General features: G+C 58.1%; 19 protein-coding genes. 6 read left to right on the forward strand and 13 right to left on the reverse strand.

Annotation, left to right across the window (positions count from 1 at the left end; genetic code table 11):
- Window position 1 precedes the first annotated feature (1 nt).
- A complete protein-coding gene (locus CAUR_RS17255; RefSeq protein ID WP_012259128.1) occupies window positions 2–1210 on the forward strand; it encodes a glycosyltransferase in 1209 nt (402 codons plus the stop codon).
- A gap of 689 nt (window positions 1211–1899) precedes the next feature.
- Here the strand turns inward: CAUR_RS17255 and CAUR_RS17260 are convergent.
- The 10 genes from CAUR_RS17260 to CAUR_RS17305 form a co-directional block, all read right to left on the reverse strand.
- Complete coding sequence (locus CAUR_RS17260) at window positions 1900–3792, reverse strand: WD40 repeat domain-containing serine/threonine protein kinase (RefSeq protein ID WP_012259129.1); 1893 nt, start codon at window positions 3790–3792, stop codon at window positions 1900–1902.
- A gap of 292 nt (window positions 3793–4084) precedes the next feature.
- On the reverse strand, window positions 4085–5311 hold the full coding sequence (locus CAUR_RS17265; RefSeq protein ID WP_012259130.1) for an anaerobic glycerol-3-phosphate dehydrogenase subunit C: 1227 nt from the start codon (window positions 5309–5311) through the stop codon (window positions 4085–4087).
- A 22-nt stretch (window positions 5312–5333) separates the two neighbouring features.
- Complete coding sequence (gene glpB, locus CAUR_RS17270) at window positions 5334–6572, reverse strand: glycerol-3-phosphate dehydrogenase subunit GlpB (protein WP_012259131.1); 1239 nt, start codon at window positions 6570–6572, stop codon at window positions 5334–5336.
- 17 nt (window positions 6573–6589) lie between these two features.
- Window positions 6590–8260, reverse strand: coding sequence for an anaerobic glycerol-3-phosphate dehydrogenase subunit GlpA (gene glpA / locus CAUR_RS17275; protein WP_012259132.1), 1671 nt, complete (start codon window positions 8258–8260; stop codon window positions 6590–6592).
- A gap of 86 nt (window positions 8261–8346) precedes the next feature.
- Window positions 8347–9843: a glycerol kinase GlpK gene (gene glpK, locus CAUR_RS17280; protein WP_012259133.1), complete on the reverse strand. Its 1497-nt coding sequence runs from the start codon at window positions 9841–9843 to the stop codon at window positions 8347–8349.
- A gap of 48 nt (window positions 9844–9891) precedes the next feature.
- Complete coding sequence (gene dhaL, locus CAUR_RS17285) at window positions 9892–10536, reverse strand: dihydroxyacetone kinase subunit DhaL (protein ID WP_012259134.1); 645 nt, start codon at window positions 10534–10536, stop codon at window positions 9892–9894.
- Between the two features lie 62 nt (window positions 10537–10598).
- Entirely contained in the window at window positions 10599–11597 is a 999-nt protein-coding gene (gene dhaK / locus CAUR_RS17290; protein WP_012259135.1) for a dihydroxyacetone kinase subunit DhaK, read from the reverse strand.
- 55 nt (window positions 11598–11652) lie between these two features.
- Window positions 11653–12387, reverse strand: coding sequence for an MIP/aquaporin family protein (locus tag CAUR_RS17295; protein ID WP_012259136.1), 735 nt, complete (start codon window positions 12385–12387; stop codon window positions 11653–11655).
- Between the two features lie 2156 nt (window positions 12388–14543).
- Entirely contained in the window at window positions 14544–18023 is a 3480-nt protein-coding gene (locus tag CAUR_RS17300; RefSeq protein WP_242604960.1) for an Ig-like domain-containing alpha-2-macroglobulin family protein, read from the reverse strand.
- 456 nt (window positions 18024–18479) lie between these two features.
- Entirely contained in the window at window positions 18480–19484 is a 1005-nt protein-coding gene (locus CAUR_RS17305) for a homoserine kinase (RefSeq protein ID WP_012259139.1), read from the reverse strand.
- 134 nt (window positions 19485–19618) lie between these two features.
- Here CAUR_RS17305 and sfsA point away from each other — a divergent pair, with 134 nt between their 5' ends.
- Window positions 19619–20398, forward strand: a complete 780-nt coding sequence (gene sfsA, locus CAUR_RS17310; protein ID WP_012259140.1) for a DNA/RNA nuclease SfsA — start codon at window positions 19619–19621, stop codon at window positions 20396–20398.
- Between the two features lie 16 nt (window positions 20399–20414).
- On the opposite strand, the gene CAUR_RS17315 is transcribed toward sfsA, so the two are convergent.
- The 3 genes from CAUR_RS17315 to CAUR_RS17325 all read right to left on the reverse strand — a co-directional run bounded on the left by CAUR_RS17315 (window position 20415) and on the right by CAUR_RS17325 (window position 23880).
- Complete coding sequence (locus CAUR_RS17315) at window positions 20415–21137, reverse strand: SGNH/GDSL hydrolase family protein (RefSeq protein WP_012259141.1); 723 nt, start codon at window positions 21135–21137, stop codon at window positions 20415–20417.
- A gap of 560 nt (window positions 21138–21697) precedes the next feature.
- Window positions 21698–22900: an MFS transporter gene (locus CAUR_RS17320; RefSeq protein ID WP_012259142.1), complete on the reverse strand. Its 1203-nt coding sequence runs from the start codon at window positions 22898–22900 to the stop codon at window positions 21698–21700.
- Window positions 22901–22950: 50 nt separating this feature from the next.
- Entirely contained in the window at window positions 22951–23880 is a 930-nt protein-coding gene (locus CAUR_RS17325) for an LLM class F420-dependent oxidoreductase (RefSeq protein WP_012259143.1), read from the reverse strand.
- Between the two features lie 86 nt (window positions 23881–23966).
- Here CAUR_RS17325 and CAUR_RS17330 point away from each other — a divergent pair, with 86 nt between their 5' ends.
- From CAUR_RS17330 to CAUR_RS22050, 4 genes are read left to right on the forward strand one after another with little or no spacing between them, the layout of a single operon-like run.
- Window positions 23967–24377 carry a gamma-glutamylcyclotransferase family protein gene (locus CAUR_RS17330; protein ID WP_012259144.1) on the forward strand — a complete coding sequence of 137 codons (411 nt, stop codon included), beginning with the start codon at window positions 23967–23969 and terminating at the stop codon, window positions 24375–24377.
- A gap of 24 nt (window positions 24378–24401) precedes the next feature.
- A complete protein-coding gene (locus CAUR_RS17335; RefSeq protein ID WP_015909400.1) occupies window positions 24402–25289 on the forward strand; it encodes a carbon-nitrogen hydrolase in 888 nt (295 codons plus the stop codon).
- A gap of 5 nt (window positions 25290–25294) precedes the next feature.
- Window positions 25295–26350, forward strand: coding sequence for an agmatine deiminase family protein (locus CAUR_RS17340; RefSeq protein WP_012259146.1), 1056 nt, complete (start codon window positions 25295–25297; stop codon window positions 26348–26350).
- Window positions 26347–26544, forward strand: coding sequence for an agmatine deiminase family protein (locus CAUR_RS22050; RefSeq protein ID WP_083772594.1), 198 nt, complete (start codon window positions 26347–26349; stop codon window positions 26542–26544). The genes CAUR_RS17340 and CAUR_RS22050 overlap by 4 nt, the downstream gene beginning before the upstream one ends.
- The last annotated feature ends 23 nt before the right edge of the window (window positions 26545–26567 follow it).

A 26567-nucleotide genomic window follows, 5' to 3' on the forward strand; every position in this document is an offset into this window, starting at 1 on the left:
GATGATAGTCTATATTGCCTACCCAACCAGCCTGAATTTGCAATCGGCGAATGCGCTGCAAACCTTTACGACGCTCCGTGAATTGCGCGCCCGTCGTCCTGATACACTGGCACTCATTCCAAGATGGGGATTTGAACCGAGTCGATTTCAAGAATTGAATGTCGTCCATTTACCGCGACCGGCCATTGGTAAGCTGTCACGATTGTATAAGAGCACGCTGTTGTATTATCTCGAACATTCGGTATTTGCGGCGATGACCGCAGCCTTTGTTGCTCCACAGCGTCGTCAGGTTGAAGCAGTCTATATTCGTCAACCGATCATTGCTGCGTGGTGGGCCGGCTGCTTTGGTCCACAATTGGGCATACCGGTGATTTACGAGGCTCACGATCTCGAATCACGTAATCCCTCACGCGCAAAAGAACGTTGGGCACGAGGTTTACTCGACTTGATCGACCGTACTGCGCTGTGTCGGGCAACTGCTGTGGCTTCGCTTACCAATGATTTTCGCTGTCTGCTCTCCCAGATCGGCTGGCGCGATCCCGCAGATGTCGCTGTCATTCCCGATGCCTACGATGAGCAGATCTTTACGCCGCAGGATCGTGCGCAGTGTCGGGCCGAACTCGGCTTACCTCCAGATCTGCCAATCGTTGCGTATGCCGGTATGACTTTTGCCCATCGCTGGCTCGATGGTCTTTTGAGCGCCCTTCGTTCACTCAAGACAACCTACCCCACCCTCACGGGGCTGATTCTTGGAGGCCGTCCTGGTGAACGGGCTGCGCTGACTGCCCACGCAGTGAGTGAGGGCTTTCGCGTGGCCGACACAACAACGACACCGGCTGATCTCTACATCCTGCCACCCCGTCCACAAGTCGACGTGGTACGTTGCCTGGGTGCGGCTGATGTGCTGGTTATTCCTGATACCGTCACCGATGTTACTGCGTCGCCTTTGAAGCTGTTTGAGTATCTGGCCCTGGGTTTGCCGCTTGTGTTGCCGGCGATTCCAGCTCTACACGAGATCGTTCCGCCTCATCTGGCGTACAGTTTCCCTCGGCGCAACCTGACCGGCTTACAGGAAGCACTGTCCGCAGCCCTCAATGAACGTGATCCGGCACTGGCAACCGCCCGCCGGGTAGTTGCCGCCGACCATACGTATGGCCGGCGAGCTGAGCGGATTCTGGCCCTGGTGGATCGGGTACGGGCAACGGCATGAGCGTGGATGTGCGGCTATGTCTGCACGGCAAGGTACTGCTAACCGGCGAGTTCAAACCCTGCCTCAATTCGTGGAAGGCTGGCGGGGCTGGTCCGGTGAGCGTACTTGATCGCAGCCCCTGTGGGGCTGGCACGTGGTGAGGGAGAGTTTCAACCCGCACGATCCGGCGGGTTAGGCTTGCGGGCGCGCTCTTGTTTAGCCCCATACTTGCACACCGCGATGGAGCGCTCAATACCGCTGCGTCAAGGTGCCGGGAGAGAGCGTACCTTGACAGTTATTAAACCAGATATAAGTGACTTATGAAGCACGATCAGTAGGGGTGCACAGCTGCGCCCCTACTGTGTCTATGCCAGGCTGTCGGCATCGCTCATAGCAAATCTTGAGTGATACGGTGCATTACCGGACATCACCAGATATGCGATGTTCTGTGATGATCCGTCCCATTCGCGACGATCCGTGGTATCACCTGCAGGATTACGGATGGTGGGCAGAGACGGGTTCTGGAGGGGCGGGTTCTGGAGGGGCGGGTTCTGGAGGGGCGGGTTCTGGAGGGGCGGGTTCTGGAGGGGCGGGTTCTGGAGGGGCGGGTTATGAACCCGCCCCTACTACGAGGGATGCGGCGAACGAGGGGTGGCGAAAGGGTGCGTCTTGGATTGCGCGCCATGCGTTGGCCTGTACCAGATTTGGCATCAGATTGCAACCGGTGCCTGCCAGAGGCAAATGCGACCGTCGTGGGCGCCGGTAGCCAGTAATTGCCCATCGGGACTAAAGCTCAGACAACTGACACCAGCGCTATGTTCGAGGATCGGCGGGTGAGGTTGGCCCTGTTCGGCCAGCCAGAAGCGAGCACTACGATCTTCACTGGCTGAGGCAAGCAATGGTACACAAGGACTGAAGGCCAGACCGCGTACCGGTGCCGTATGGCCGTGTAATGTGTCAAGGGCGTGAAAATCTTTTACGCGCCAAAGGCGGATAGTGGTACCACTGCATGCGGCCAGGATCGTACCGGCTGGATTAAAGGCGACGCTGTAGATAAAGGTATTGAATCCTTCGATTGGTTTCAGGGGTTGGTGATCGGCAATCTGCCAGAGGTAGATCGCGCCATCGTAACAACCGGCAGCTAACATCGATCCATCAGGCGAAAAGCTCAACGAGTGTACGAATGGACAGGTGAACAAACCAATTGGTTCTATCTTTCCTTTCCGAATTTCGTAGAGGGTGATCGCTTCTCCCCAACCGCCAACCGCCAGATAACGACCATCAGGACTGAAACAGACACTCTCGACAGGGCAACCGGTCTGGTGAATGAGTTGCACCATCTGCCAGTTGTCTGTTGTCCAGAGTCGTATCGTTTCATCATCGCTGCCGGTTGCAGCCAGTGTGCTATCAGGGCTGACAGCAACAGCGCGGATGGTGCTCTCGTGACCGCGCAGCGTGTGGATTTGCTCGCCGCTGCTCAGGTTCCACACCCCAACCGTATAATCGTCGTAGCCGGCCAGTAACCAGCGACTGTTTGGGTCAAAGGATAGGCTGCGTACCTGTGAACCGGTGATCATACGACGGAGCAGGGTGCCAACCGGTGTTGGTGATGAGGTCTGCGGTTGGGAAACAGGTGCAGCCTGGGTGGGAGTGGCCGGCTTTGATGAGGCGGGTGTTGCGGTCGTGTCGTTAGATGAAGAAGATGCTGTCTGGGCAATAGGCCGGATTGCAGCGGGTGAACCACTCGTGGTTGGTCGGCCACGCAGCCGGTGTAGTGCCTCGCGCATTTCGCGCGCTGATTGTGGTCGCTGATTGATCAGCGTCGCCATTCCCTGCTCAATCAATTGGGCTAACCCTTCGGGCACATGGGGAGCCAGGCTCCGAATTGGGCGGAGTGGATCGGGTTGACCATTGACCAGGCTGGCCATGCGGGTCATTGCATCAGGGGGTAAAACGCCGGTGAGCAAGTGATACAGCGTTGCTGATAGCGAGTAAATATCACTCCGCGGATCGGGTTCACCATCACGCATTTGTTCGTATGGTGCGTAGGGAGGGGTAAAACCGTAGACTTTGCGGGTGCCTGAACCATCAATATCAGCGACAACCGTCATACCGCCGCGCGCCAGGCCAAAATCGAGCAGGATAATATCATGATTTGGCGTTAACTTCAGGTTTTTCGGCTTAATGTCACGATGAATGACAGGCACTGGACGGGTATGCAGGTAGTGTAATACATCAAGTAGTTGATCGGTCCACTTCACAACCAGCGGCAACACTTGCGGCGATGCAAAGCGCCGTCCCAGGCGAGCCAGTTGATTGCCCAGGTCTTCGCCGTGGATGAATTCCATCACCAGAAACTGGCCCTGTGGCTCGATGAAATGGTCAATAACTCGGGGTAGCGCCTGATGGCGCAGCCGGGCCAGAATTTGCGCTTCCCGTTCAAATGCCTGCCGGTACGCATCGTCGTTGAACAGGGTCTGTTTGAGGGCAACATCGATGCGCAGGCGCAGATCGCGGGCGTGGTAGACAGCACCCATCCCACCTTTTGCGATCTGAGAGATGACACGATACCGACCCTGTAAGACTGTTTCCGGCGTAAGCATCCACTAACCCTTGCTCTGTTTTAAACCAAACTATCCCTTATTATAACAAAATGTCGGAGCAGCGGTACGTATACCACTGCTCCAGATAAAAGTAAAATACTATGTACGAGTCTACTATAAAAGACCGTATACTCCAGTCAGGATGTTGATCACTATCTCATAGTGCGTCAGTCCCAAAGATTGCAACGCTCACGCACGTTAAGCCCAATGTCCGGCAGTAAATGCGGTAGGTGCGGAAGCGTGGACTCCGCACCTCAAACCAGGCGATAGTTCGTGATACGGCTTTACGGCTCTACATAAGGCCGTATGCTTCGGCCAGAATCTCGATTGGATGGCGGGTGGTAACGCCGGTAGCGCCGCTAATTTGCCAGCGACAGGTCTCGCTATCGCAAAGCGCAAGCTGTTGACCGCTTGAACGCACAAACTCGAACAGCGGCTTGCCAACATCCATTGCGATCTGGTACTTCTCGCGTTTCAACCCATACGTTCCGGCAATACCGCAGCACTCGGCGCGGCTTTCGTGCAGGCGCAGACCAGGAACCAGACTCAACACGTCGAGTACCGGGCGTCCGATCCGGTGCGCACGTAACTGGCACGGTGGATGGTAGGGCAGGCTGCGTTCCAGCGGGCGAAAATCGGTACGCAACCGACCCTGTTCGTGCAGATCGCGCAGAAATTCAAAGATGTCGTAGGTGCCGGCAGCTACTGCTCGCACATCATCACCGTGTAATCCGAGCAGTTCTGGCGCTTCTTCTTTCAGGGTGAGCGTGCAACTGGTGCTGGTGCCAACAATCGGAATACCGGCACGTGCATACGGTAAGAGTTGCGCAACATTGTATTCGTGATGCTTCTGCGCCGCCGGAAAATCGCCGTTGGAGAGTAACGGCAAACCACAACAGCGTTGGGATGGAATGATCACCTCGAAGCCAAGGTGTTCGAGGACGGCGATGGCAGCTTTGCCAACGTGTGGTTCGTAAAAGTTGGTGCTGCAACCGTGGAAGTAGACCACCTGTGGACGGCGACCGGCCGCTGTCGCTTTGCGACGTTGGAACCAGCGCCGAAACGTGTAGGTGCTGGCTTTAGGCAGTGGCGCATGGCGGTGAATACCCATCACCTGCTCGATGAGCCAGCGGGCCGGGGCGAACTGAAGCGTGAAATTCACCAGTGGGGCGTGCGGGCCGCAGCTCAGCCGTCCAACCAGGCCAGAGCGGGCAATGATTCGATTGCGGAGCGGCATACCGCGTTCGGCCACGATCTGGGCGCGGGCACGGGCATTTAATTCGGCAATGCGCACCCCGGTTGGGCAGACCTGGTTACATACCCGGCAACCTGAGCAATAATCAACCGAGGCGTCGGGAACGGGCTGTGCAGCATGGCGAAAACGTTGCGCTTGTGGCCCAACGTATTTCGGGCCAGGAAAGGCATCGGTCACTGCTGCCACCGGACAGGCGGACGTGCAGATGTTGCACTTGATGCAGTGATCAAGCGATTGCGTGAGCGATAGCTCGATGTGATCCATAGCGTTTATTCCTCTTGGCCGACTACTGCTGCCCGGCTTTCCAGCCGGTGGCAATAGCGACACCCTCAAGGCATCCTTCCCGAATCGGGTCAAAACCGGCAAGTGCACTGCCGGCAACCATCACATTGTCGTAGACCAGTTGACCACCGGCGTCGAGGGGGCGCAGATCACGATCAACGCGCACTCCGCTCTGGAAGACAGGATGACCGTCTTCAGCAAGGAAACGGGGCGCAAACCAGCCCGCTCTCCCGGCGGGAGTCTGGAGGGGAAGGTCAAGCGCAGTTTCCCGGAGCTGACCTTCCGGTGTTGCCCGCACCCCACCACCGAGGATGCCACCGGTAGCCAGTACCCAACGGCGGGCAGTGTGCCGTTGCTCACGAGCAGCTGCCTCACTGAAAACAGCAACCAGTGTCTGCTGAATATGCTCACCGCGTTGGACAAAACCGCCTAACTGCACCCTGCCGCCCAGGCGGATCAATTCGTCTTCCAGCATATGATAGAGCCGCATCCCGGCCACAGAGGTGGGAAGCGTAGGAATTTCAAAGATCAGTGCGCCAGACCGATTCTGCAAATCACGTACTACCTCGGTCGCATGTTTCAAACCGAGAATAGCCGGCATCCCAATGCGTGCATACCCTCCCTTGCGCACCAGACCTGCGAGCTGGTCGCCGACACTGGCCCGAAAAGCGGGCTGATCGAACAGGCGCGCCAGCGTCACCGGGTTAAAGTCACGCTGACGACCGGTTGGAGGAAGGGTAAGCTGCGCTGCTTCAGCATGAATGCCCTGCGCACGCAGGTTGGCCGCGATCAGGGGCGGGAAGAAGTCACGCAGTTCGCCGAAGCTGGCGATCAGGGTAGGCCGTCCATCACGCAACTGGCGGGCGTCGCCGGCGATCATCGTTGCCGGGGCAAAGGCGGTAGGGCGCAATGCTCCCAGTGCGGTGGGGAGAAAGACGTTACGGTTGAGATTGCCGGCAAGCGGATAGCCAGCAGCCTCGCAGATTGCCCGCAGCCGGGCAATTCCCTGCTCGATCATAGTCGGCCCGCTCAGCGCGTAGGGATGGTGAGGGTGTTCTACTGCCAGTTGGGTAATCCCGGCCAAAGGATCATCTGCCGCTGCCAGCAGATCGATACAGCCGCTGGCCCAGTGGGTCGTTCCGTGGCCCTTCGCCAGCACCAGAACTTTTTCCCCCCGTTCGGCACGCCCGATGGCGGCCATCATGCCGGCCAGGCCGGCACCAATGACAATCGTATCGTACATATCACTCTCCCGGCAACCTATGCCTGCACATACTCAGTTGCAATTGCCGGGTGTTGCGTCACCAATCCACCACCCGGTTCGGCCAGTGTACGCAGGCGATCAATGCCCAGCACACCCACGTAGATCAGTTCATCGAGGCGTGCCTGTCGCAACTGGTCGCCCCACAATACCGGCGTCAGACCTTTCCAGCGTTCCTGGAGGAAGTGCATGATCGCTTCGTTGGTATGAACATGGCTGAGACCTGCTGCACAGCGTTGTTCATAGAGCAGGTTGGCAGTGCGGTAGATACACCAGCCGCCCTGACACGGCCCCATGCCCATACGTACATCGCGGCGAATATCGTCAAGATTATGCGCACCAGCATCAATTGCAGCCTGAATCCGGTCGCGTGTTACCAGCTCGCATTCACAGATCAGATCACCAGCCGCGTGGTGACTCTCAACGAGCGCCAATGGTTTCCCCAACCAGTAGTGAGGAGTTTGCGCAGCCGGATTGGGTGAAACAGTGACCGTCGCGCGGCTACTGTGCTCGAAACGGGGCACCGGCAAGACCTCGCTTGCCGTGCGACAGGGTTGAGTATTACCCAGGCGGCGAGCAATCTCATTGACTGTTTGTTCGGCCATCAGCCGATAGGTTGTCCATTTACCGCCAACAATCGAGAAGATACCACTCACGCCATCACGTTCTTCGTGGTCAAGTAATTTGAACGTGCGGGGAATATCGCGGTCGCTAGCCACATCTTTATCTTTGTAGAGCGGGCGCACGCCAGCCCAGGCTCGTAAAGCACGATACTGACGGAAGCCGGGAATGAGCTTCTCGCCTTCGTCGAGCATAAACTGTATCTCTTCGGGTTCGATCCCAAAGACATCGGGATCGGGAACGTGCACATCGGTCGTACCGATCACAGCAACCGTGTGAATTGGCACGATAATGTCACCATCAGACGGCAGCTTACAGCGATTGACCACAGTATTCACCATACGGTGGTTCATCGCAACCATGGTACCTTTACCGGGCACGACATTCACCGTTAGACCGGCCAGGGCGGCAATCTTCCCGGCCCAGGCACCTGCCGCGTTGAGCACATACGCGCAGTCGATCCGCACCCGTTCACCGCTACGTAAATCCTCGGCGATTGCGCCTACGACGCGATCCCCGACCCGAATGAGTTCGACAACATGATGGTAGGTGCGAATATCAGCACCATATTCACGTGCCGCCAGTGCGACCGAATGGGTAGCAAGGAACGAGTCGGCAGAGCCGTCGGGAACTTCAAAGACGCGGGAAATACGGGGGTTAAGGAGTGGTTCACGACGCAGCATCTCGGCGACGCTGATCTCCTGGACCGGTACACCGGTACGATGGCAGTTGGCGACGAAGACATCGCCATAGCTCTCATCGTCCCACGGTGTAATCACAAAGAAGCCAGAGGTTTGCTCGATACAATGCGGCATGATCCGCCGCAAAATCGCATTTTCGTGGGCGCATTCGCTGGCTGACTGGGGGTCTTTGGTTACGTAGCGCCCACCTGAGTGGAGCAGGCCATGATAGCGACCGGTGGTACCGTGTGTCAAATCGCCCTTTTCTACCAGCACACAACGGATACCGCGCATTGCCAGATCGAGTGCGCAACCGGTGCCGGTAGCGCCGCCACCAATAACCAGCACATCGGTGGAGATAGTCTGCATAATGAACTCCTGACGGGCAGCAAGACCGGCAGGAGATGTCCCGCCGGTCTTGCCACAATGGTCTGTTCGGGTGCGGTGAGGGTGGTTTACTCCACCCAATCGAAGGTACGGGTAACTGCCTTCTTCCAGCCCCGATAGAGCCGCTCGCGGGTTGCTTCATCCATCTGTGGTGTCCAGGTGTGATCAACACCCCAGTTGGCCCGCATCTCATCGGTATTTGACCAGAAGCCGACTGCTAAACCGGCTGCATAGGCAGCACCGAGCGATGTGGTCTCTGCAACCTTGGGCCGAATAACGGGCACACCCAAAATATCGGCCTGGAATTGCATCAGGGTATTATTGTACACCATACCACCGTCGACCTTCAAGGCGGTCAGCTTGACGCCTGAGTCCTGCTCCATCGCGTCGAGCACCTCGCGCGTCTGGTAGGCAGTGGCTTCGAGCACGGCGCGGGCGAGGTGGTCTTTGTTGACATAACGAGTCAGGCCGACAATCACACCACGGGCGTCCGAGCGCCAGTAGGGTGCGAAGAGTCCAGAGAAGGCCGGCACGAAGTAGATACCGCCGTTATCTTCGACCAGATTTGCCAGCGCCTCGACTTCTGCCGAGGATGTAATCAGACCGAGGTTATCGCGGAGCCACTGCACCAGAGCACCGGTGATAGCGATTGAGCCTTCGAGGGCGTAGACGGCGGGTTGATCGCCGAACTTGTAACAGACGGTGGTCAGCAGGCCACTCTTGGATGGAACCAGTTTCGTGCCGGTGTTGAGCAGCATAAACGAACCGGTACCGTAGGTATTTTTGGCCTCACCGACATCGAAGCAGGTTTGTCCGACCATAGCCGCCTGCTGATCGCCCAGGATACCGGCCACCGGCACACCGGCCAGTTCACCTGTTGCCGTACCGTAAACCATGCTGGAGGGTACGATCTTGGGCAGCATCTGGCGCGGAATCCCCATAATGCCGAGAATCTCATCATCCCAATCAAGGGTTTCGAGATTCATCAACATCGTGCGTGAGGCGTTGGTCACATCGGTAACGTGGACACCACCGTTGGGCCCACCGGTGAGCCACCAGGTCAGGAAGGTATCGATGTTACCAAACACCACATCACCGGCCTCCGCCGCCTCACGGGCGCCGGGCACATTGTCGAGAATCCAGCGAATCTTGGGACCGGAGAAGTAGGTTGCCAGTGGCAAGCCAACCTTGGGGCGGAACCGATCCTGACCGCCGTCGGCGGCAAGTTCATTACAAATCTGGTCGGTGCGGGTGTCTTGCCAGACTATCGCATTGTACACCGGTCGGCCTGTTTTGCGATTCCAGACCACCGTTGTCTCGCGCTGATTGGTAATGCCGACGGCGACAATATCGCTTGCGCTCAGGCCGCCTTTGCTTAGTGCCCCACGAATCACACTTTGGGTACGCTCCCAAATCTCATCAGGGCTGTGTTCTACCCAGCCGGGGCGGGGATAAATCTGCTCGTGTTCTTTCTGATCGTAGCAAATGACATTCCCGCTATGGTCGAAGATCATACAGCGGGTACTGGTTGTGCCCTGGTCGATAGCAGCGGCGTACTTTGCCATAATTGAAGACTCCTTTGTCTACGCTCACACGATCCGGTTGGAACGACATCACCCTTTGGCAGCCTGTTCGACTACCTCAAGCAGCGCCTGCGCCATCAGATAAGCAGATGCTGCACCGGGATCGCGATGACCAATCGAACGTTCACCAAGATAGGATGCGCGGCCTTTAGTTGCCAGCATCGGTTCGGTTGCGATCATGCCCTGCTCGCAGGCGGCAACTGCGGCGCGCATTGCTGCCAGCAGATCACCGCTTGCTGCATACTGTTCTTTCAACGTATCAATTGCAGGCGCGATCGCATCGATCATCGTCTTTTCGCCACGAGTCGCTTTGCCACGGGTCTGAATACCTTCCAGGGCAGCGCTCAGTGCGGCGATCAATTCTTCTGCGCCGATGGTTGTGCGATCACCAATCGCCGTGCTGGCCCGCAGAAATGCTGTGCCGTACAACGGCCCGCTGGCACCACCAACCGTAGAGATCAGCGTCATCCCGGTCAGTTTCAGCAAACCGCTGATGCTACGGTCGTTCGCGGTTGGCAGCTTACTCATCACCGTACTGAAGCCACGATCCAGGTTGACACCGTGATCCGCATCACCGATTGCGGCATCGAGCCTGGTCAGATATTCGCGCTGCTCTTTGACCCGTTCGGCAACCAACTGGAGAAAACTTGTGACATGATCGGCGGTGATCTGCATGGCCCCTCTTTGTCCAATCTGGTGGCGGGGTAATCACCCCGCCACAATACCGCTAATTGCCCTTACATGCCCCAACGTAACGCCGGTGTATGCACCGGTGCATCCCAAAGTTTGATCATCTCATCGTCCAGGCGGAGAAGCGTAAAGCTGACACCGGCCATCTCAAGCGATGTGATATAGCTTCCCACCAGTGAACGAGCAATCGTAATATTGCGATCCTTCAGGATACGTGCCAATTCATTGTACATCACGTACAGCTCAATCAGCGGTGTGCCACCCATACCGTTGACAAACGCCAGCACCGCATCACCGCTCTTGAAGGGCAGGTCTTCCAGGATCGGGCCAGCCAGCATCTCAGCAATATCCCGTGCTGGAGCCAACTTCTCGCGGCGCCGGCCTGGTTCGCCGTGAATGCCGATACCAACTTCCATCTCATCATCGGCCAGCTCGAAACCCGGCTTCCCGGCCTGGGGTACGGTACAGGGTGTTAGCGCCATCCCCATGCTGCGGCCACTGGCATTGACTCGCTCGGCAATTGCCTTACAGGTCGCCAGATCGGCACCGGCCTCAGCCGCAGCCCCAACGATCTTCTCGAGCAGAACAGTCACACCCACGCCACGACGACCTGCCGTCCAGGTGCTGTTTTCGACCGCCACGTCATCGTTTGTCACCACACTGGCAACTTCAATGCCCTCGGCAGCGGCCAGTTCAGCCGCCATCTCGAAGTTCATCACGTCACCGGTGTAGTTTTTGACGATGTGCAAAACACCCTTCCCGCCGTTCACCGCCTTGGTTGCCGCCAGCATCTGATCCGGCACCGGCGAGGTAAAGACGGCACCGGGACAGGCAGCATCGAGCATACCGTAGCCGACAAAACCACCGTGCATCGGTTCGTGGCCTGAGCCGCCACCGGAGATGACACCGACCTTGTTGTGTGGTGCGCCGACGCGCACGATGTAATCAGGATCGTAGTGAACCTGAATCAGGTCGGCATGGGCAATTGCCATTCCGGCTAATGCCTCTTTTACGACATTCTCCGGTGCGTTGATCAACTTCTTCACAGGCTTCCTCCCTTGAAGCGATGACTGCTAACCGTTCGCAACGATGCGTAGCACATCACATACCTAACGCATTCGCCAATAGAGCTGCAATGGAACCGCCAATGATTGGACCAACAACCGGTACCCACGAGTAACCCCAGTTGCTGTCGCCCTTGCCGGCGATAGGCAACACAAAGTGGGCAATGCGCGGGCCAAGATCGCGGGCCGGGTTAATTGCGTAGCCGGTTGGTCCACCGAGTGAGAGACCAATGCCCCACACCAGTGCCGCAACCAGGTACGGGCCGAGACCACTGGCCGGGCTACCACCCGTAGCGCCATCGCCGCTGAAGATGGCGAAGATGATAAAGACCAGAGCGAAGGTGCCAATCACTTCGGTGATGATGTTGTTGACCGGATTGTTGATTGCCGGGCCGGTGCTGAAACAGGCCAGCTTCAGACCGGGGTCTTTGGTAACTTCCCAGTGCGAGAGGTAGGTCAGCCAGACCAGGGTTGCCCCAATGAAGGCACCGATGAACTGGGCAATAATGTGCATCACCGCAGTACCAACATCGTAGCCACCGCGGATCATCACGGCAATCGTGACTGCCGGATTGAGATCGGCTCCTGGGCTACCCAACGCGGCTGCGGTAAACACACCACTCATCACGGCAAAGGCCCAGCCCGTGGTAATCACGATCCAGCCACCACCATTCCCCTTCGATTGCGTCAGCAGAACGTTGGCAACAACACCATTGCCAAACAGGATCAGCACCATTGTGCCGAAAACTTCGCCCAGAAAGGACGCAGGCATAGAGGGTCTCCTCCTTGCAACACAAAACAGGCGGAACCAGTTCCTACGAATCACCCTTGATCCAGCGTTCAAACAGAGAACGTGATGCGCGCCGATTCTTACCCGCAACATAGCACGTTGCGATGCACGCGCTGCGTGGCGTGCCGGCGCATCTGAACTGGGCGTGCGCGCCGTCTACATCGCAGCACCCGGCGACCCGCCCTGCGCACCTCCTTTCTCACCGAACTATGCGGTAACACGATGCATTGCACCGTGCAATGCGCAAACAATGGCCTGTCCCATTTGTTGGGCGTATAAGATATTGATGTGTCCGTTTGGTGGGGCATTAATTCGTTGTTGGGAAGTTGCCCCTCTTCATTGAGTTGCTGCGCAATTATCGTAACAAATTGCGCTGAGGGGCGTCAAGCTGTGAAAAAGCCGTGCAGTGTGCAAAAGTGTTTCAATATTGAAACATCGAACCGTTTCGCACCCGACGCGATTACTGTTCAATGTCCAATACCTGATCAACACTCTGTTCAACGAGGAGTGGTAGACCACTACCGGGGGTTGCAATCAGAATCGGCGGGATATAGAAGCGCCCGGCAGTCGTGCTTTGGGCAGTCACAGTGAAGCGGTAGACACCGGGTGGCAGATTGACGCCGCTGAGGCGCACACGTCGCCGTTCACGATCTATCTGAACATAGGAGAATTCGGCCAGGTTGCCGACGCGCACCGGTGTCAGCCCCGCCGGCAGCGGGACGGTGACATCACAGCGGATCAGGGATGTTCTGACCAGCAACAATACCTCAATCTGCACCGGTTGATTTACCGCCAGGGGGATGCTGGACGGACGATAGCTCAGGCGGACGCGCAGGTCTTCAATCGGTGATCGTTCAATCTTTTGGCTACGGATTGCAATGAGTGCCGGGCCACGCAGGGGTTCGATCCGTACCACCCCGCCACGTACTTGCCAGCGTGCTACGTCGTTTGGTGAGGTTGTCGTCAGCAGGTCATTGTTGTACCAGACCCGAACGCCGGCATTGTCGTTCTTAAGCGTATCACCCAGCGCAAGCGCGACACGGGCAGCTTCGTAAGGTGTCGGCCAGCCATCAATATCCCAACGCCGTAAGAGAGCAGTGCGCCAGGTGGTCAGACGGGGATCGGTGGGGCGATCACTACTGAGCGCCTGCACGACGCTGGCACTTACTGCCAGGGCGCTCGATGGCATGCCTTCGGCACCGGCCCAGGGCAGACCACCGCCGGCAGTTGACCAGAACTGTGCCAGTAGTGTGCTGCGGTCTTGGGTACGGTGCAACGCACTGAACGCCCGCCCGGTCGGGCCTGGAGGATCAGTCAGGCCGGCTGACCCATCGGTAACCCCATGCAGCGACAAGACGTAATCAATGTACGCCTGCAAATCGGGTGTTGCGGTCGTTCGGGTGCGGCGCAGATAGAGGATTCCCGGATCACTCAGTGGGTTCGTCTGATTGGAAGGATTATCGATCCGGGCAATCGCTTCAAGGACAAAGGCAGTGATGAATGGATCAGATGGCTGATTCGGCCACCATCCCCAACCACCATCGGGATTGCGCAGGGCACGCAACTGGCCGGGTATGCTCTCTACTGCTGCCTGCCAGCGTTCGGCGTCGGTGGCTGTGGGAGCGGTACGCTGCAATTCGTGTCCGATAATGAGGGCCGCAGCCAGCATGTCAGCCGTAGGTGTAGGTGATTGAAGCAGGCGTTGCGCCTGATCTGCCAGCGCTGAACGTGCGTTAGGGGCAACGGCAATCTCAGTATCACCGTCGGGGATGGTCAGTTCCAGGGGGTCGCTTACCAGCCGGGTTTGTGAGCTAGTGGCAATACGCTCGTCACGCACAACCGGTACGGCATATTCGATGGGTGGTAATGGGATACTATCGATCACTTCATAACGTAAACCCACGATAGACACGTCTGCCTGGGTCTGCAATCGCCAGGATGCATTAACGGTTGTACTGGCCGGGATGGTTATCGTCTGCTCAGGCGGATCAAGCAGGGTACCGCCGCTGGTCAACAGGCGCACCCGTACTGTACGCGCCTGCGCGTCGATGTTGCGCAAGATAAGCGTGGCAACGGCGGTGTCATTGTTCCGGAGTGGTGGTAAAGGAATGGCAATAGCTTCAACCGGTTGGAATGTGTCAAGGAGTATGCCGGTCGCTGTAGCAGTTCCAGAGTCGGCGATGGCAATCACGTCGAGGCGCCAGCGCCCTGATTGTTGTGGTAGGCGGAGCGAGATTTGATGCTGATCGCCGGTTGATTGCACGGTTGAGGGTACAACAATGCCGGGTAGACCGCTCAGTTGTTCGCCTGGCAACCAGTGGCTGATTCCAGGGATCAAGGTTGATCGCCGGGGCATGGATAGGAGTTAGCGTTGTCAGGAATGTACTCATCGGCGCGGTAACGGTTAGCGTGATGGTCGTTCCCGGCACGACCTCGGTTTGTGGTAGGGAAAGTAATGGCGACGCCGGTGGATCGATCTGGAGCACCGCTGTATGTACCCAAAGCCGGGTGCCATCGTCGATCAAGGCTGTGATGAGCGTCGTTGGTGGTAAGTCGTTGGTGATGGGAAATGGAATAATCGTACCGGGCTGCAACGTTGTCAGGATAGTACGGGCTGTGTCACCCTGCCCTGCAATCAGCAAGAGAGTGCCACCGCCGGTTGGACCACTGATCAACAGCCGTGCTGTCTCACCAACAGTGTAGGCAGTGCGATCAGTAACCAGCATTGGTTCAGCGGTGGCAATACCGGACCCTGCGACCCATAATTGGCGACGACTCACACTTAACCCAGAGCGCACGGTGACTTCGTAGCGACCGGGGGCGAGCGGAACCAGTTCGGTGTTGGCTGTGCCACCGGCGTTGGTACGCACTCGCCGTACCAGCAACGGCGGATCGTTACTGGTGCGCCGTACTTCCAGTTCTACCAGGCTGTTGGGGATGGGTGGACCGTCCACCTGTTGCAGCGAGATAGTTACTCTGGCCCGTTCATCGCGTTCAATAACCCCTGGTGCCTCGATAGTGAGCCGTGGGCTGCGTGGCGCGATGATCCCTTCCGCGCTATACGGTAATTGTTCGCCGTCGGGTAACTGTGCAGTCAGCTCTAGGCGGTAGCGAAGCGGGCGAATCAGGGCTTCGGCTGCCGGCAGTGTAATCTGCACCCGCCCGCTCTGATCGGTAATAGCACTCGCCAGCGTTTCAGCGGCTGAACCCAACACGTCGCCGCTTGTCCCATCAAGCTCAGGTGTCGATAGTGTTTCGAGCCGGAGCGTCCAGCTCACCGCGACACCAGCGACCGGTAAGCCGGCGCGAACCACATCGATGGCGAGACTGTTGGTGAGGGTCGGTGTCACGCGAATAGTTGTGGTGGTCGTCGGCACAAAGACCTGAATCGGCACTGCATACGTTGTCTCACCGATACTTACCTGCACCGTGTAGGTGCCGGGTGCTGTACGGGCATCGAGGCGCAGGCTTCCGTCAAGTTGGCCGGTATCGTTGATTGTGCAGGTAACGGCAGTTGGTTCACCGGCGAGTTTTGGACCCTCCAGCTTGAGCCGACAGGAGTTGATAGTGGGTAGCGTCACCCGGCCATCAGGCTGACGTTCACGGACGATGCCGCTGATACGCACAATCCCGCCTGGGCGATAACTCAGGCGATCAGGTGCCAGCAGGGCAAGAGTTTCCGAGCCGGTTGATCGCGCAAGCACAGTACGGGCCAGCGCAATACCTTCCCCTTCAGCAATAGCGATGATCGTCCGATTGGCGATACTGCCAACCAGAGTGCCCAATCCGGCAAGTGGCACGCGCCACACCCCCTGCTCGTTGCTGGTACCGCGACTGATCAGAGCTTCATCGAGGTAGATCGTGAGCGGGATGTCGGCGAGCGGTTTTCCGTTGCCGTTGCTGGTAACCCACAACAGCAACTCATCACCGTTGGGGACGACTGTCAGACGGATTGCGGAGACGAGTAATAATTGATCAACGCGCAAACCATTGTCGGCTGTTAGCCGTAGATAGTAGGCACCGGGGGGGAGCAATGCTCCTTCACTATTGCTGGTAAGGGAAAAGACGCTACGCACCAATTCATCAGGCGGATCGTTGAGTATTTCGCGCCAGGCCCGGACTAATGGCTGCCCGTACCGTTCCGGGATAAATCCTGGCCATTCGTCAGAGCGCAATGAGATGGCACGGATCAGAGTTGTGGCATCGAGCTGGTACAGTTGTGCATTCAGGGCATTGAGGTTCATTCGCTCGATGGTAATAGCCGGCGTTGCATTGGCCGGGAAGCGTTGCAGCAGATCGCCGACAACCCGTAGTGTCGGTGGGGAGCTGGCGGTGCGAATCGTCAGTGAAATATCGTTTTGGAGTGGTACCCCGCTGCGGTCGCGGGTGCCGGCGGCAATGGTGATGGTGTAGGTCGTTGCTGCCTGCACAACCGGGCGGAGACTGACCCGATTGTCATCAACGGTCAGATGAACGTCGTTCACCGGAGGATCAAAACGCAATCCGGCTCGCAGTTCAGTCTCGTCCATTGGTGTACTGAAGATCAGGCGAATCTCTTGATCAGGTAGAAGCGATTGACCCTGGCCGGGGAAAGAGGCAATTAATGCCGGTTCCGGCTCAACATAAAATCGCCAACTGGACAACGCTGCTCCGGTTTCGCCGGTACGGAGACGTACCTGATAGGTTTGACCAGGTACCCAACCGGTGTAGGGGGTAAACGATACGACGTAGCGTCCATCATCCATGACGCCGGTCATATCGCCGCTAATCGGCGGCGTAATGTCGAGCACACTGCTGAGCAAGCGCGTATCAATTGGCGCATCGAAGACCAGAACCAGGGGTTGTTGCGGGTTTACCCATCGCGCTTCTGGCGGTGGGGTCTGGTCAATGAGCTGCGGCCAGGGTGTGCTGAACTGCCAGCGAAACGGTTGCCCTAATTCAATGCCCCTTGCATCGCGGAGCGTGGCATCAATGGTCAACGTGTAGGTGGTTGCCGCAGTAAACGCCATCATCGGTTGTAGCAGCAGGGTCTGTGGATCGAGCCACTCGCCGTTAAGTGGCCAGGGCGGAGAGAGGCGTATCTGCGCGAGAGACACCAGTTGACCAATTGCATCCTCAGCCACCATAGGCTGGCTAAAGATGAGCGCAATCGGTGCATCGAGCCGGCGTGGGGCCAGGGCCGTGCGAATCGTTGGTTGGGCTGCCGTGACAAACGTGACATCCAGCGGCTGCGACAATGGCCGCCACCACCGACTCTGCGCGTTCGTTGCCACGTGAATGCGATACACAGTTGCCGGTTGTAAGGGTTGGGCAGGCACTATCTGCAACACGCGCATATCGTCCGACCACTGATAAGTAGCGGCCAGCGGCGGATCGATGCGGAGAGCGCGTATCACCGTAAATGGATTCATCGGCGTACTGAAGGCGAGCGTGATGGAGCTGCGTGGTGGTACAGTTCGGCTTTGGGGCAATGGATCGCGGAGTTGAACCGTAGGTGTCTCTACCCACGGCGACAACGGTACCAGCCAGCGCATTGCCAGCCCACATAGTAAGCTCGCAACTACTCCGACCAACAGAATTGTCCAGAGGCGGGCCAGTCTCTGTATCCCGCGCTGCATGCTCACGTTCATGCTGGCTTCGACCGACGCTGCACGCTGATCGCGTGTCGTGAATGCTTCAGAACACCTATTAGTATACCATTGTCATCCAAGGGGGGAGCGGATGCTATCCGACGTAGTCAATGGGCTGGTGTGTTTGTGAGTGCCGGCATTACGTGTTCATAATTCATATTCCACGCCCAGGCTACCCGTGCCGACTGTTCGGAAGAGGGTAGGGGCGGGTTCTAAACCCGCCCCTACCCGCCTGCCGAACGAATCTGTCTCGATAGCATCCGCCCCGATACGATAGACATTGTATGTTCCCGTTCAAATTGCCATTGCGATGGATGATTGACGATGTATTCACGTCAGAGCAAGCAGTGGTAACGAAAGGGTTCGTCTTGAATCGCGGGCCATGCTTTGGATTGTATCAGATTTAATATGCGAAGGTTTTCCGTCAGCGCGTATTGGTTGTGCTCACGTTGCTAAACCTGCCGACAGCACCTGATCGCGATGACGATCCATCCATTCCGAAAACCATTGTCCCTGTCCCAACAGTTCCAAATGGTACTCAGGTTCAGCATCTGGTGTGCTGAGGGTACGCCGCAGGTTCCCCTGGAGCCAGACGACTTCGAGCATGACCGTGAGTGCGGCAGCTTCCTGGTGTGACAGGGGCGTGATTGCATTGTACGCATGGAGCAGCAGTCGAACCCGTTCGAGATCAAGTGGTGCGCGATATACCCCCCACGTTGACCAGCCTGGGGGTGGTGAGCCAATCGCCATATCTACCAGGGCATCAGCGACATCGACCAGGCGGGCATCGACACAGACCTGATCGTAGTCGATCAGCGCCGCTACTGCATCACCACGAAAGATAAGGTTGTCGCGATGCACATCACCGTGGATAAGCAGATGTGGGAGAGCGGTATAGGCTTCGTCACTCAGTTTATGGCACAAATCGGCGATCCGTCGTTCGTACCAGTGTAACGGGATGGTCAACTCACCCAGGATGTCACGCGTGATCAGGCGTTCGGTCAGACTACGTAGACTGGAAGGCAGGTAACGGGGCGTTAATGCAGGGGGGAGATCGGGAAAACCGGCAACCGCCCGGTGATAACTGGCCAGCACACGGCCAATATCGCTCAACTGTTGAGGGCGGGCAGGATTAAATTCGTCGCCGATGATAAAGATGCTCAGCTCGTAGACTCGGTCATTAACGATAACCATCGTCTCGCCATTGCGGGCCGGCAGGATACGTGGCGCCGGGAAACCGCGCTGGCGAAGCCAATCGAGCAACCGATGGCGAAATGTAATCGATTGAAGACCACTGACACGACGATTGCGACGGATCACAAAGCGGCCAACACTGGTTTCGATAAACGCTGTTTCATTGATCATCCCCCGGCCGGCAGCCCGTACCGACCGTAGCTCACCTACATCATAGTGGGCCAATACACGGGAAATCTCGTCGTGTGTCAGCATGGAGTAACCTCATCATAGTACACCGTTTCTATTCTACCATTGCGAGGAACGATCCTCGATGACTGCGTTGCATATTGTGATAGCATTCACTGGGAATGTGCATGATTTGATACAAGCCGTGTTATACTTAGGATATGGTGACAGGGCACGGAACAGGACATCACGGACAATCGCCAGTACGGGTTCCGCTTTCCAGTGGAGCGCCACTGGTTGAGGCGACGTTTGCCAGTCGTCCGAGCCAGTTTCTGGTCGAAGCCCAGATGGGTGGGCGAATGGTGCGTGCGCATCTCGCCGACCGGGGGCGATTAACCGATTTGCTAACACCAGGAGCGCGCCTGTTGCTCGCCTCACGCGAGGAAATTGGGCGGAAGACGGCATTTCAGGTGGTAGCAGTCTATCAGGATGGCGACCTGGTCTCGCTTGACACCCAATTACCCAATCGCCTGGTGGCGGCAGCATTGTCGCTCGGTGCGCTTCCCCAATTCGCGCGTTATTCGCGGGTACAGCGAGAAGTACAGCTTGGCCCGCATCGCATCGATTTTCGCTTAAGTGAAGGACTGGATACCTGTCTGCTGGAGGTCAAGTCGGTGACCCGGCTGGTTGATGGGATTGCCGTCTTTCCCGACGCACCGACTGAGCGTGGGGGGCGCCATCTGGAGCTACTGATCAATGCTGCCCGGAATGGTCAGCGGGCGGCTGTAGTGTTCATCATTCAACGCTCGCGTGGTTGCGCATTTGCCCCCGATGTGACCGTTGATCCGGCGTTCAGCCGGTCGTTACGAGAAGCACGCTCGGTTGGTGTTGAGATATACGCCTACCGTTGCCCGGTCGATCCGTCTGGTATCACGCTGGGCCAGGAGGTGCCGGTCTTCGCCTCGTTTGCAGCCGTACCGTTCGAGCTGCGGCAACACTGATGAAGCCGTGTTGCACTCACTCCAGTTCGCGCAAGAGCGTGACCAACCGCTCATTCAACAACCTGTACCCCGCTGCATTGATGTGAAGCAGATCATCACGAAACGGCTCAGCCACATACCCCGTTTCATCGGCCAGGATCGCTGCACTGTCGAAGATAATGACATCTGGGGCTGCCATAGCATGGATTGCCTGATTGACGCGGGTAATCGCCGCCGTGATCCGACTGGTTGATGGATCGAGCCGTTCAAGCGCATTTGGGCCAAGGGGAAAGATGGTGGTCAGGATAACCCGACTGCCATCATTGCGGGCGAGGGTCAGCATCTCGCGCAGATTGGCAATAGTTGCCTGCGTAATCGCCTCGCTGTCATCGTCGTCGTCCAGAATTGCCAGCGCCGCCAGATCATTGACACCGACCTGCATAATCACCAGTTCTGGCTTGAGCGGACTAACATGGAGCCGGTAGCGCAGGCGCGCCTGGGCGCTAGTATGGCCGGGAACACCGCGGTTGACCATCGTAAAGCCGTCCGGTGGTGGCCATGCTGCGGCTCGCGAGTCACCGAACATCACGATACGCGCTGATGGCGAGCGATCATTGCTGATAGCGGTCAAACCCAGCGGATCAAGCCGAGTCAGATGAAACAGCCGTTCAAAATGACGGGCGCGCTGCCAGGCCAGCAATCCCCCTAGACAGACTACCCCCAGCACAGCGAGCCAGATAAGCCAGAGCCAACGTGTCAATTGCGAGCCTCCGAAGTCGTCATCATCTTTGCGTACTGCACAATCTTTTTTACCACAACAAATACTGAAACGCACGTGCAAGAACCGGAGGTTGGGAAATGCACCGTAGAGTGGGGAGTGGTGATGGGCGTTCTCGATACTGGTTCCCGCTCACCGCAATCCCGCCCCCCTCCCGACCTCCCCTGCTGGGGGGAGGCAAACTCCCGCCCCCAGCGGGGGCGGGCCGGGGTGGGAGTGTGTCTCCTTACCTCACCCCCCAGCCCCCGCTCCTCTCCCTTGGCAGGAGAGGAGCGGGGGAGTAGTGATGGGCGTGCTCGATACTGGTTCCCGATCACCTTAATCCCGCCCCCCTCCCGACCTCCCCCCGCTGGGGGGAGGCAAACTCCCGCCCCCGGACACGCGCCTGCACACGGGCTATGCAGTATCCAAGGTATGGGTAATGTGCGCCGGAGGCGCGCGCTCCCAGCTCCCGGATGGGGAGCACGCTCCCCCCACTCCCCACTCCCCACTCCCCACTCCCCACTCCCCACGCCACCAATGCTTGCCGCGACGTTACCTGCTCAGCGGGGTGCCACCACCAGTGCAGGTAGCCGGGCGGCACCTGCGGCGATGATCAGGCAGGCACAGCCGCTTATGAAGAAGGCACTCCCCAGCCCAAAAGGAGTAACCACCATGGCACCGATGAGGGGAGCGACGGCGCGGGCTGCTGAGACAATTGAGCTGTCGAGGCCGTATACTGCGCCTTCATTCCCTTCGGCGGTGTAACGACCGAGGAGTGCGCTGAGCGAGGGGGTGATACCGCCGATTGCCGCACCACTCAGGGCTTGCAGGATCAGGAGCTGCCAGATATTGGTGACGATGCCTTGCGGCAGAAGTGCGATTCCCGCCACCAGGGCGCTGACCATTAACACCTGCTGATGCCCGATGCGATCACCGAGGCGCCCCAGCCAGATGGCGGTCGCTGTGCCGGCGGCTGATGAAATGCCAACTATCAGGCCGGTGTAGGCGCTTACCGGATCGGTTGGGGAGAGCAGGCTGGCAATGAATAGCGGTGCGAACGGCAGCAGGATCGTTTGGGACAGGCTGCTGAGGAAGCGCATGCTGTAGGCCGGTCTGATGCCGGGTGTGCGTAAGATGCTCAACCAGCTTTGCCACATGCTCAACGACGGCCGTTTGGTGGCAGAGGCCGTCTGGCGCACGCCGCGCACCCCAACCGTGACCAGGATGCCGGAGATGAGCAGGAGTGCTGCGGTGGTGATGAAGGTCGCCCGAAAGCCGAGGGTTTCGGCCATGATGCCGCCGATTAGCGGGCCGGCTGCGGTGCCACTCCATAAGCCCATCTGGAGCGTCCCCATCGCGAAGCCCATGCGTTCGCGGGGGGTGACGGTTGCTACCAGGGCATTGGCAGCCGAGATGGTGCCGGTGATCATGCCCTGGATGGTGCGTAGCAGGGTTAATTCTTCGGCGGAACGGGCAAAACCCATGAGCAGCAGGATAATGGCACCGCCGTACATGGCCCGTTCGACCATCAGTTTGTAGCCGAGCCGGTCGGCCAGTGATCCCCAGATCGGTGCGGCAATTGCCATGGTCAGGGCTTGCAGTGAGAAGACCAGACCTGACCAGAGGGCAACGTCGCCGATGGTCACCACGCCCAGATAGGCGACGTACAACGGCAGAAATGGAAAGATGATCGAAAACCCGATTGCCGAAAGAAACTGGGCGACGAACATGATCCAGAGGGTTGTTTGCCAGCGTGTTTGCATGATCGTATTCAGGGAATATCTCTCTCGTTATAACGGCAGGGCTGATGCGGTCAAGCCTGTCCCAGGCTGGGCAATACGCTGGTGGCAAAGGATTCCAGTCGATCCAAATCATCAAGATCAAGCCATTGCACCATGATCCGTTGCACGCCGACAGCGGCAAATGCCTGAATCTGTTCGACAATCTCGTCGGCGACGCCGACCAGGATGCCGCGGGCACGCAATTGCTGGCGGTCGCGTCCGGCCAGCAGCCGCTCCACTTCGTGTTTGTCGCGCCCAAACACCGACCCGATCATTAGTGTGCGCCGTACCGCCTCGCGTGGCCGACCGGCTGCGTCCAGCAGGTTGTCGAGTTTGGCGTTGAGTTCGGCAAAGCGGGCCGGCGGTACGAAGACGGCATTCCATTCGTCGGCGTAGCGGGCGATGAGGGGTAATGTGCGCTGCTCTCCATTGCCGCCGATCACAATCGGCGGGCCGCCCGGTCGCTGGGGGCGGGGCAATAGAATGGCTTCGCGCAACTGGTAGTACTCGCCGATCCAGGTGACCGGTGTGTCACTGCGCAGGAGGCGGGTCACGACTTCGAGACCTTCGCGGAAGCGTTGAAAGCGCGGCGCTACTTCCAGCAGGTCAAAGCCGAACATTGTATGTTCGCGTTCCTGCCAGCCCGCACCCAGGCCGAGCTGTAACCGTCCACCGGACAGGTCGTCGACGGCGGCGGCCATTCTGGCGGTCATGGCCGGATGGCGGAATGAGACCGGTGAGACCAACGGCCCGAATTCGATCCGTTTGGTATGCGAGGCCAGCCAGGTCAGGGAAACCCACAATTCGAGCGATTCCTTCTCTGGGGGATTGGCGTTGGTGAAGTGATCGGAGCGGTAGAGACCGGCAAACCCTAAATCTTCAGCCGCCTGCGCCAGCCGCTGCCAGCGCGACCAGGTCAGTCCATTCTGGCCTTCAATCATCAAGGCTACGTCAATTGTCATCTTCAGTACTCCTGATCGGCGAAACCTGCTATAGTATGAACGGGCCGCGTTGCGGCGTGTGGATAGTATACCGCGAAAAATAGTTGATGCGTCCATTTTTTGTCTACGGAACGTTAAAACGGGGACAATCAAACTATGCCCGGCTGTTGGCCGGCTATACGCTGCGCGAGGTACGGGCCTGGTTGCCGGCGGCGGCGATCTACACTGCCGGGCCGTACCCGTTTCTGGTGCAGGCTGCCGATCTGGTGCCCGCTGGTGCGATTGTGTTTGGCGAACTGATCGAGGTGCAGCCTGACCACTACCAGCGGTTGTTGCAGTTGCTCGATGGATTGGAAGATTATGTTCCCGGGCGGGCCGGTAATCTGTACGAACGGATTGTGGTGACGGTGCAGACGGCTGACGGTGCGCGGGAAGCGTGGGTGTACGTCGCCGGTCGAGCTGCGGAAGCAGCGATCCGACGTGGCGAATTGCGCTGGATTAGTAATGGTGAGTGGTGATACCACATGACCCTGGAGAAGACCATGACGCAACGAATTGTCAATATCGGTCTGGTGCAGATGCGCTGTACCGCCGATCCTGACTTCAATATGGCGACGGCGGAAGCCGGGATTCGGGCTGCGGCGGCGCAGGGGGCGCAGATTGTGTGTCTGCCGGAGCTGTTTCGTTCGCTCTATTTCTGTCAGAGCGAGAATCATGTTTTCTTCGCTCTGGCCGAGCCGGTGCCCGGCCCCAGTACCGAGCGGCTCAGTAAATTGGCTGCTGAGTTGCAGGTGGTGATTGTGGCCAGTCTGTTCGAGAAACGGGCGGAAGGTCTCTACCACAATACGGCGGCGGTGATCGATGCTGATGGCCGGTATCTGGGGAAGTACCGTAAGATGCACATTCCCGATGATCCGCTCTTCTACGAGAAGTTTTATTTCACGCCGGGTGATCTGGGGTTCAAGGTGTTCAAAACACGCTACGCCCGGATCGGGGTGCTAATCTGCTGGGATCAGTGGTACCCCGAAGCGGCCCGGCTCACGGCGCTGCGCGGAGCCGATGTGCTCTGTTATCCGACGGCAATTGGCTGGCATCCCGCCGAGAAGGCTGAGTACGGTGTAGCGCAACATCAGAGCTGGGAGATTATCCAGCGCTCACACGGGATTGCCAACGGTTGTTACGTCGTGAGCATCAATCGTACCGGTCACGAAGGTGATCCTGCCGGTGGGATCGAGTTCTGGGGGCAGAGCTTTATCTCCGATCCTTCGGGAACGGTGATCGTGCGGGCGCCGGTTGATGAGCCGGCGGTGCTGGTCGCCCCCATCGATCTGGCAAAGATTGATGTGCAGCGTACTCACTGGCCATTTCTGCGCGACCGCCGGATTGATGCCTACGGTGAGATTACGCGCCGTTATCTTGATGAGGAGTAAGCGTTATGGCAACCCCTGCCGAACTGGGTTACCGGATGCCCGCCGAATGGGAACCGCATCAGGCTACGTGGCTTTCGTGGCCGCATAAAGAGGAGAGCTGGCCGGGTATTATTGACCGTATCTGGCCGGTGTACGCCCGTTTTGTCGCCGAACTGGCGCGTGGCGAGACGGTGCATATCAATGTGAACGATGCTGCCATGGCCGATCAGGCGCGCTTCTTCCTGGCCGAAGCAGGAGCTGTCGGCGATATTCGCTTGCACGAATTTCCAACCAACGATGCCTGGTGCCGCGATCACGGTGCTATTTTCGTGGTGCGTGATACGCCTGCCGGGCGCGAGCTGGCCGCCACCGATTGGGAGTTTAATGCCTGGGGCGGGAAGTATCCTCCTTACGATCTCGACAACCAGATTCCGGCGCGGATGGCCGCGTATCTGGGAGTGCCACGGTTCTGTGGCGGGATGGTGCTGGAGGGTGGTTCGATTGATGTGGATGGGAACGGCTTATTGCTGACCTCCGAGCAGTGCCTGCTCAACCCCAACCGTAATCCGCACCTGGATCGGGCGGCTATCGAGCAGCGTCTGCGCGAGATGCTCGGTGTTCACACCATTCTCTGGCTGGGTGAAGGGATTGTCGGTGATGATACCGATGGTCATATTGATGATCTGGCCCGCTTTGTTGCGCCTGGAGTGGTGGTGACCGTTGTCGAGGACGATCCACTTGACGAGAATTATCACGTGCTCCAGGACAATCTCCGCCGGCTGCAACTGATGCGGGATGCTGCCGGCAGGCCGCTCACGGTGCTGACCATTCCGATGCCGCCGCCGGTGGTGTTTCAGGGTCAGCGCTTACCAGCCTCGTATGCCAATTTTTACATCGCCAACCACGCGGTGATCGTACCTACGTTCAATCATCCCAACGATCAGCGGGCATGTGCCGTCTTACAGCAGTGTTTTCCTGATCGGCGCGTGGTGGGGATCGAAGCGACCGATGTTATCTGGGGCCTGGGATCGTGGCATTGTCTCAGTCAGCAGGTGCCGGCGGGATTGATCAATGTTGGATGATAAGCATCAGTAGGGGCGACGCATGCGTCGCCCCTACCGACCCTGCTCTAAAATCTCGCGGATGCGGTTGTGCGGTTCGATGTTTTCCTGATCGGCGCGTGGTAGGGATCGAAGCGACCGATGTCATCTGGGGCCTGGGATCGTGGCATTGTCTCAGCCAGCAGGTGCCGGCGGGATTGATCAATGTTGGATGATAAGCATCAGTAGGGGCGACGCA

Origin of the sequence: Chloroflexus aurantiacus J-10-fl (genome assembly GCF_000018865.1) — a bacterium.
GTDB classification, from domain to species: Bacteria; Chloroflexota; Chloroflexia; order Chloroflexales; family Chloroflexaceae; genus Chloroflexus; species Chloroflexus aurantiacus.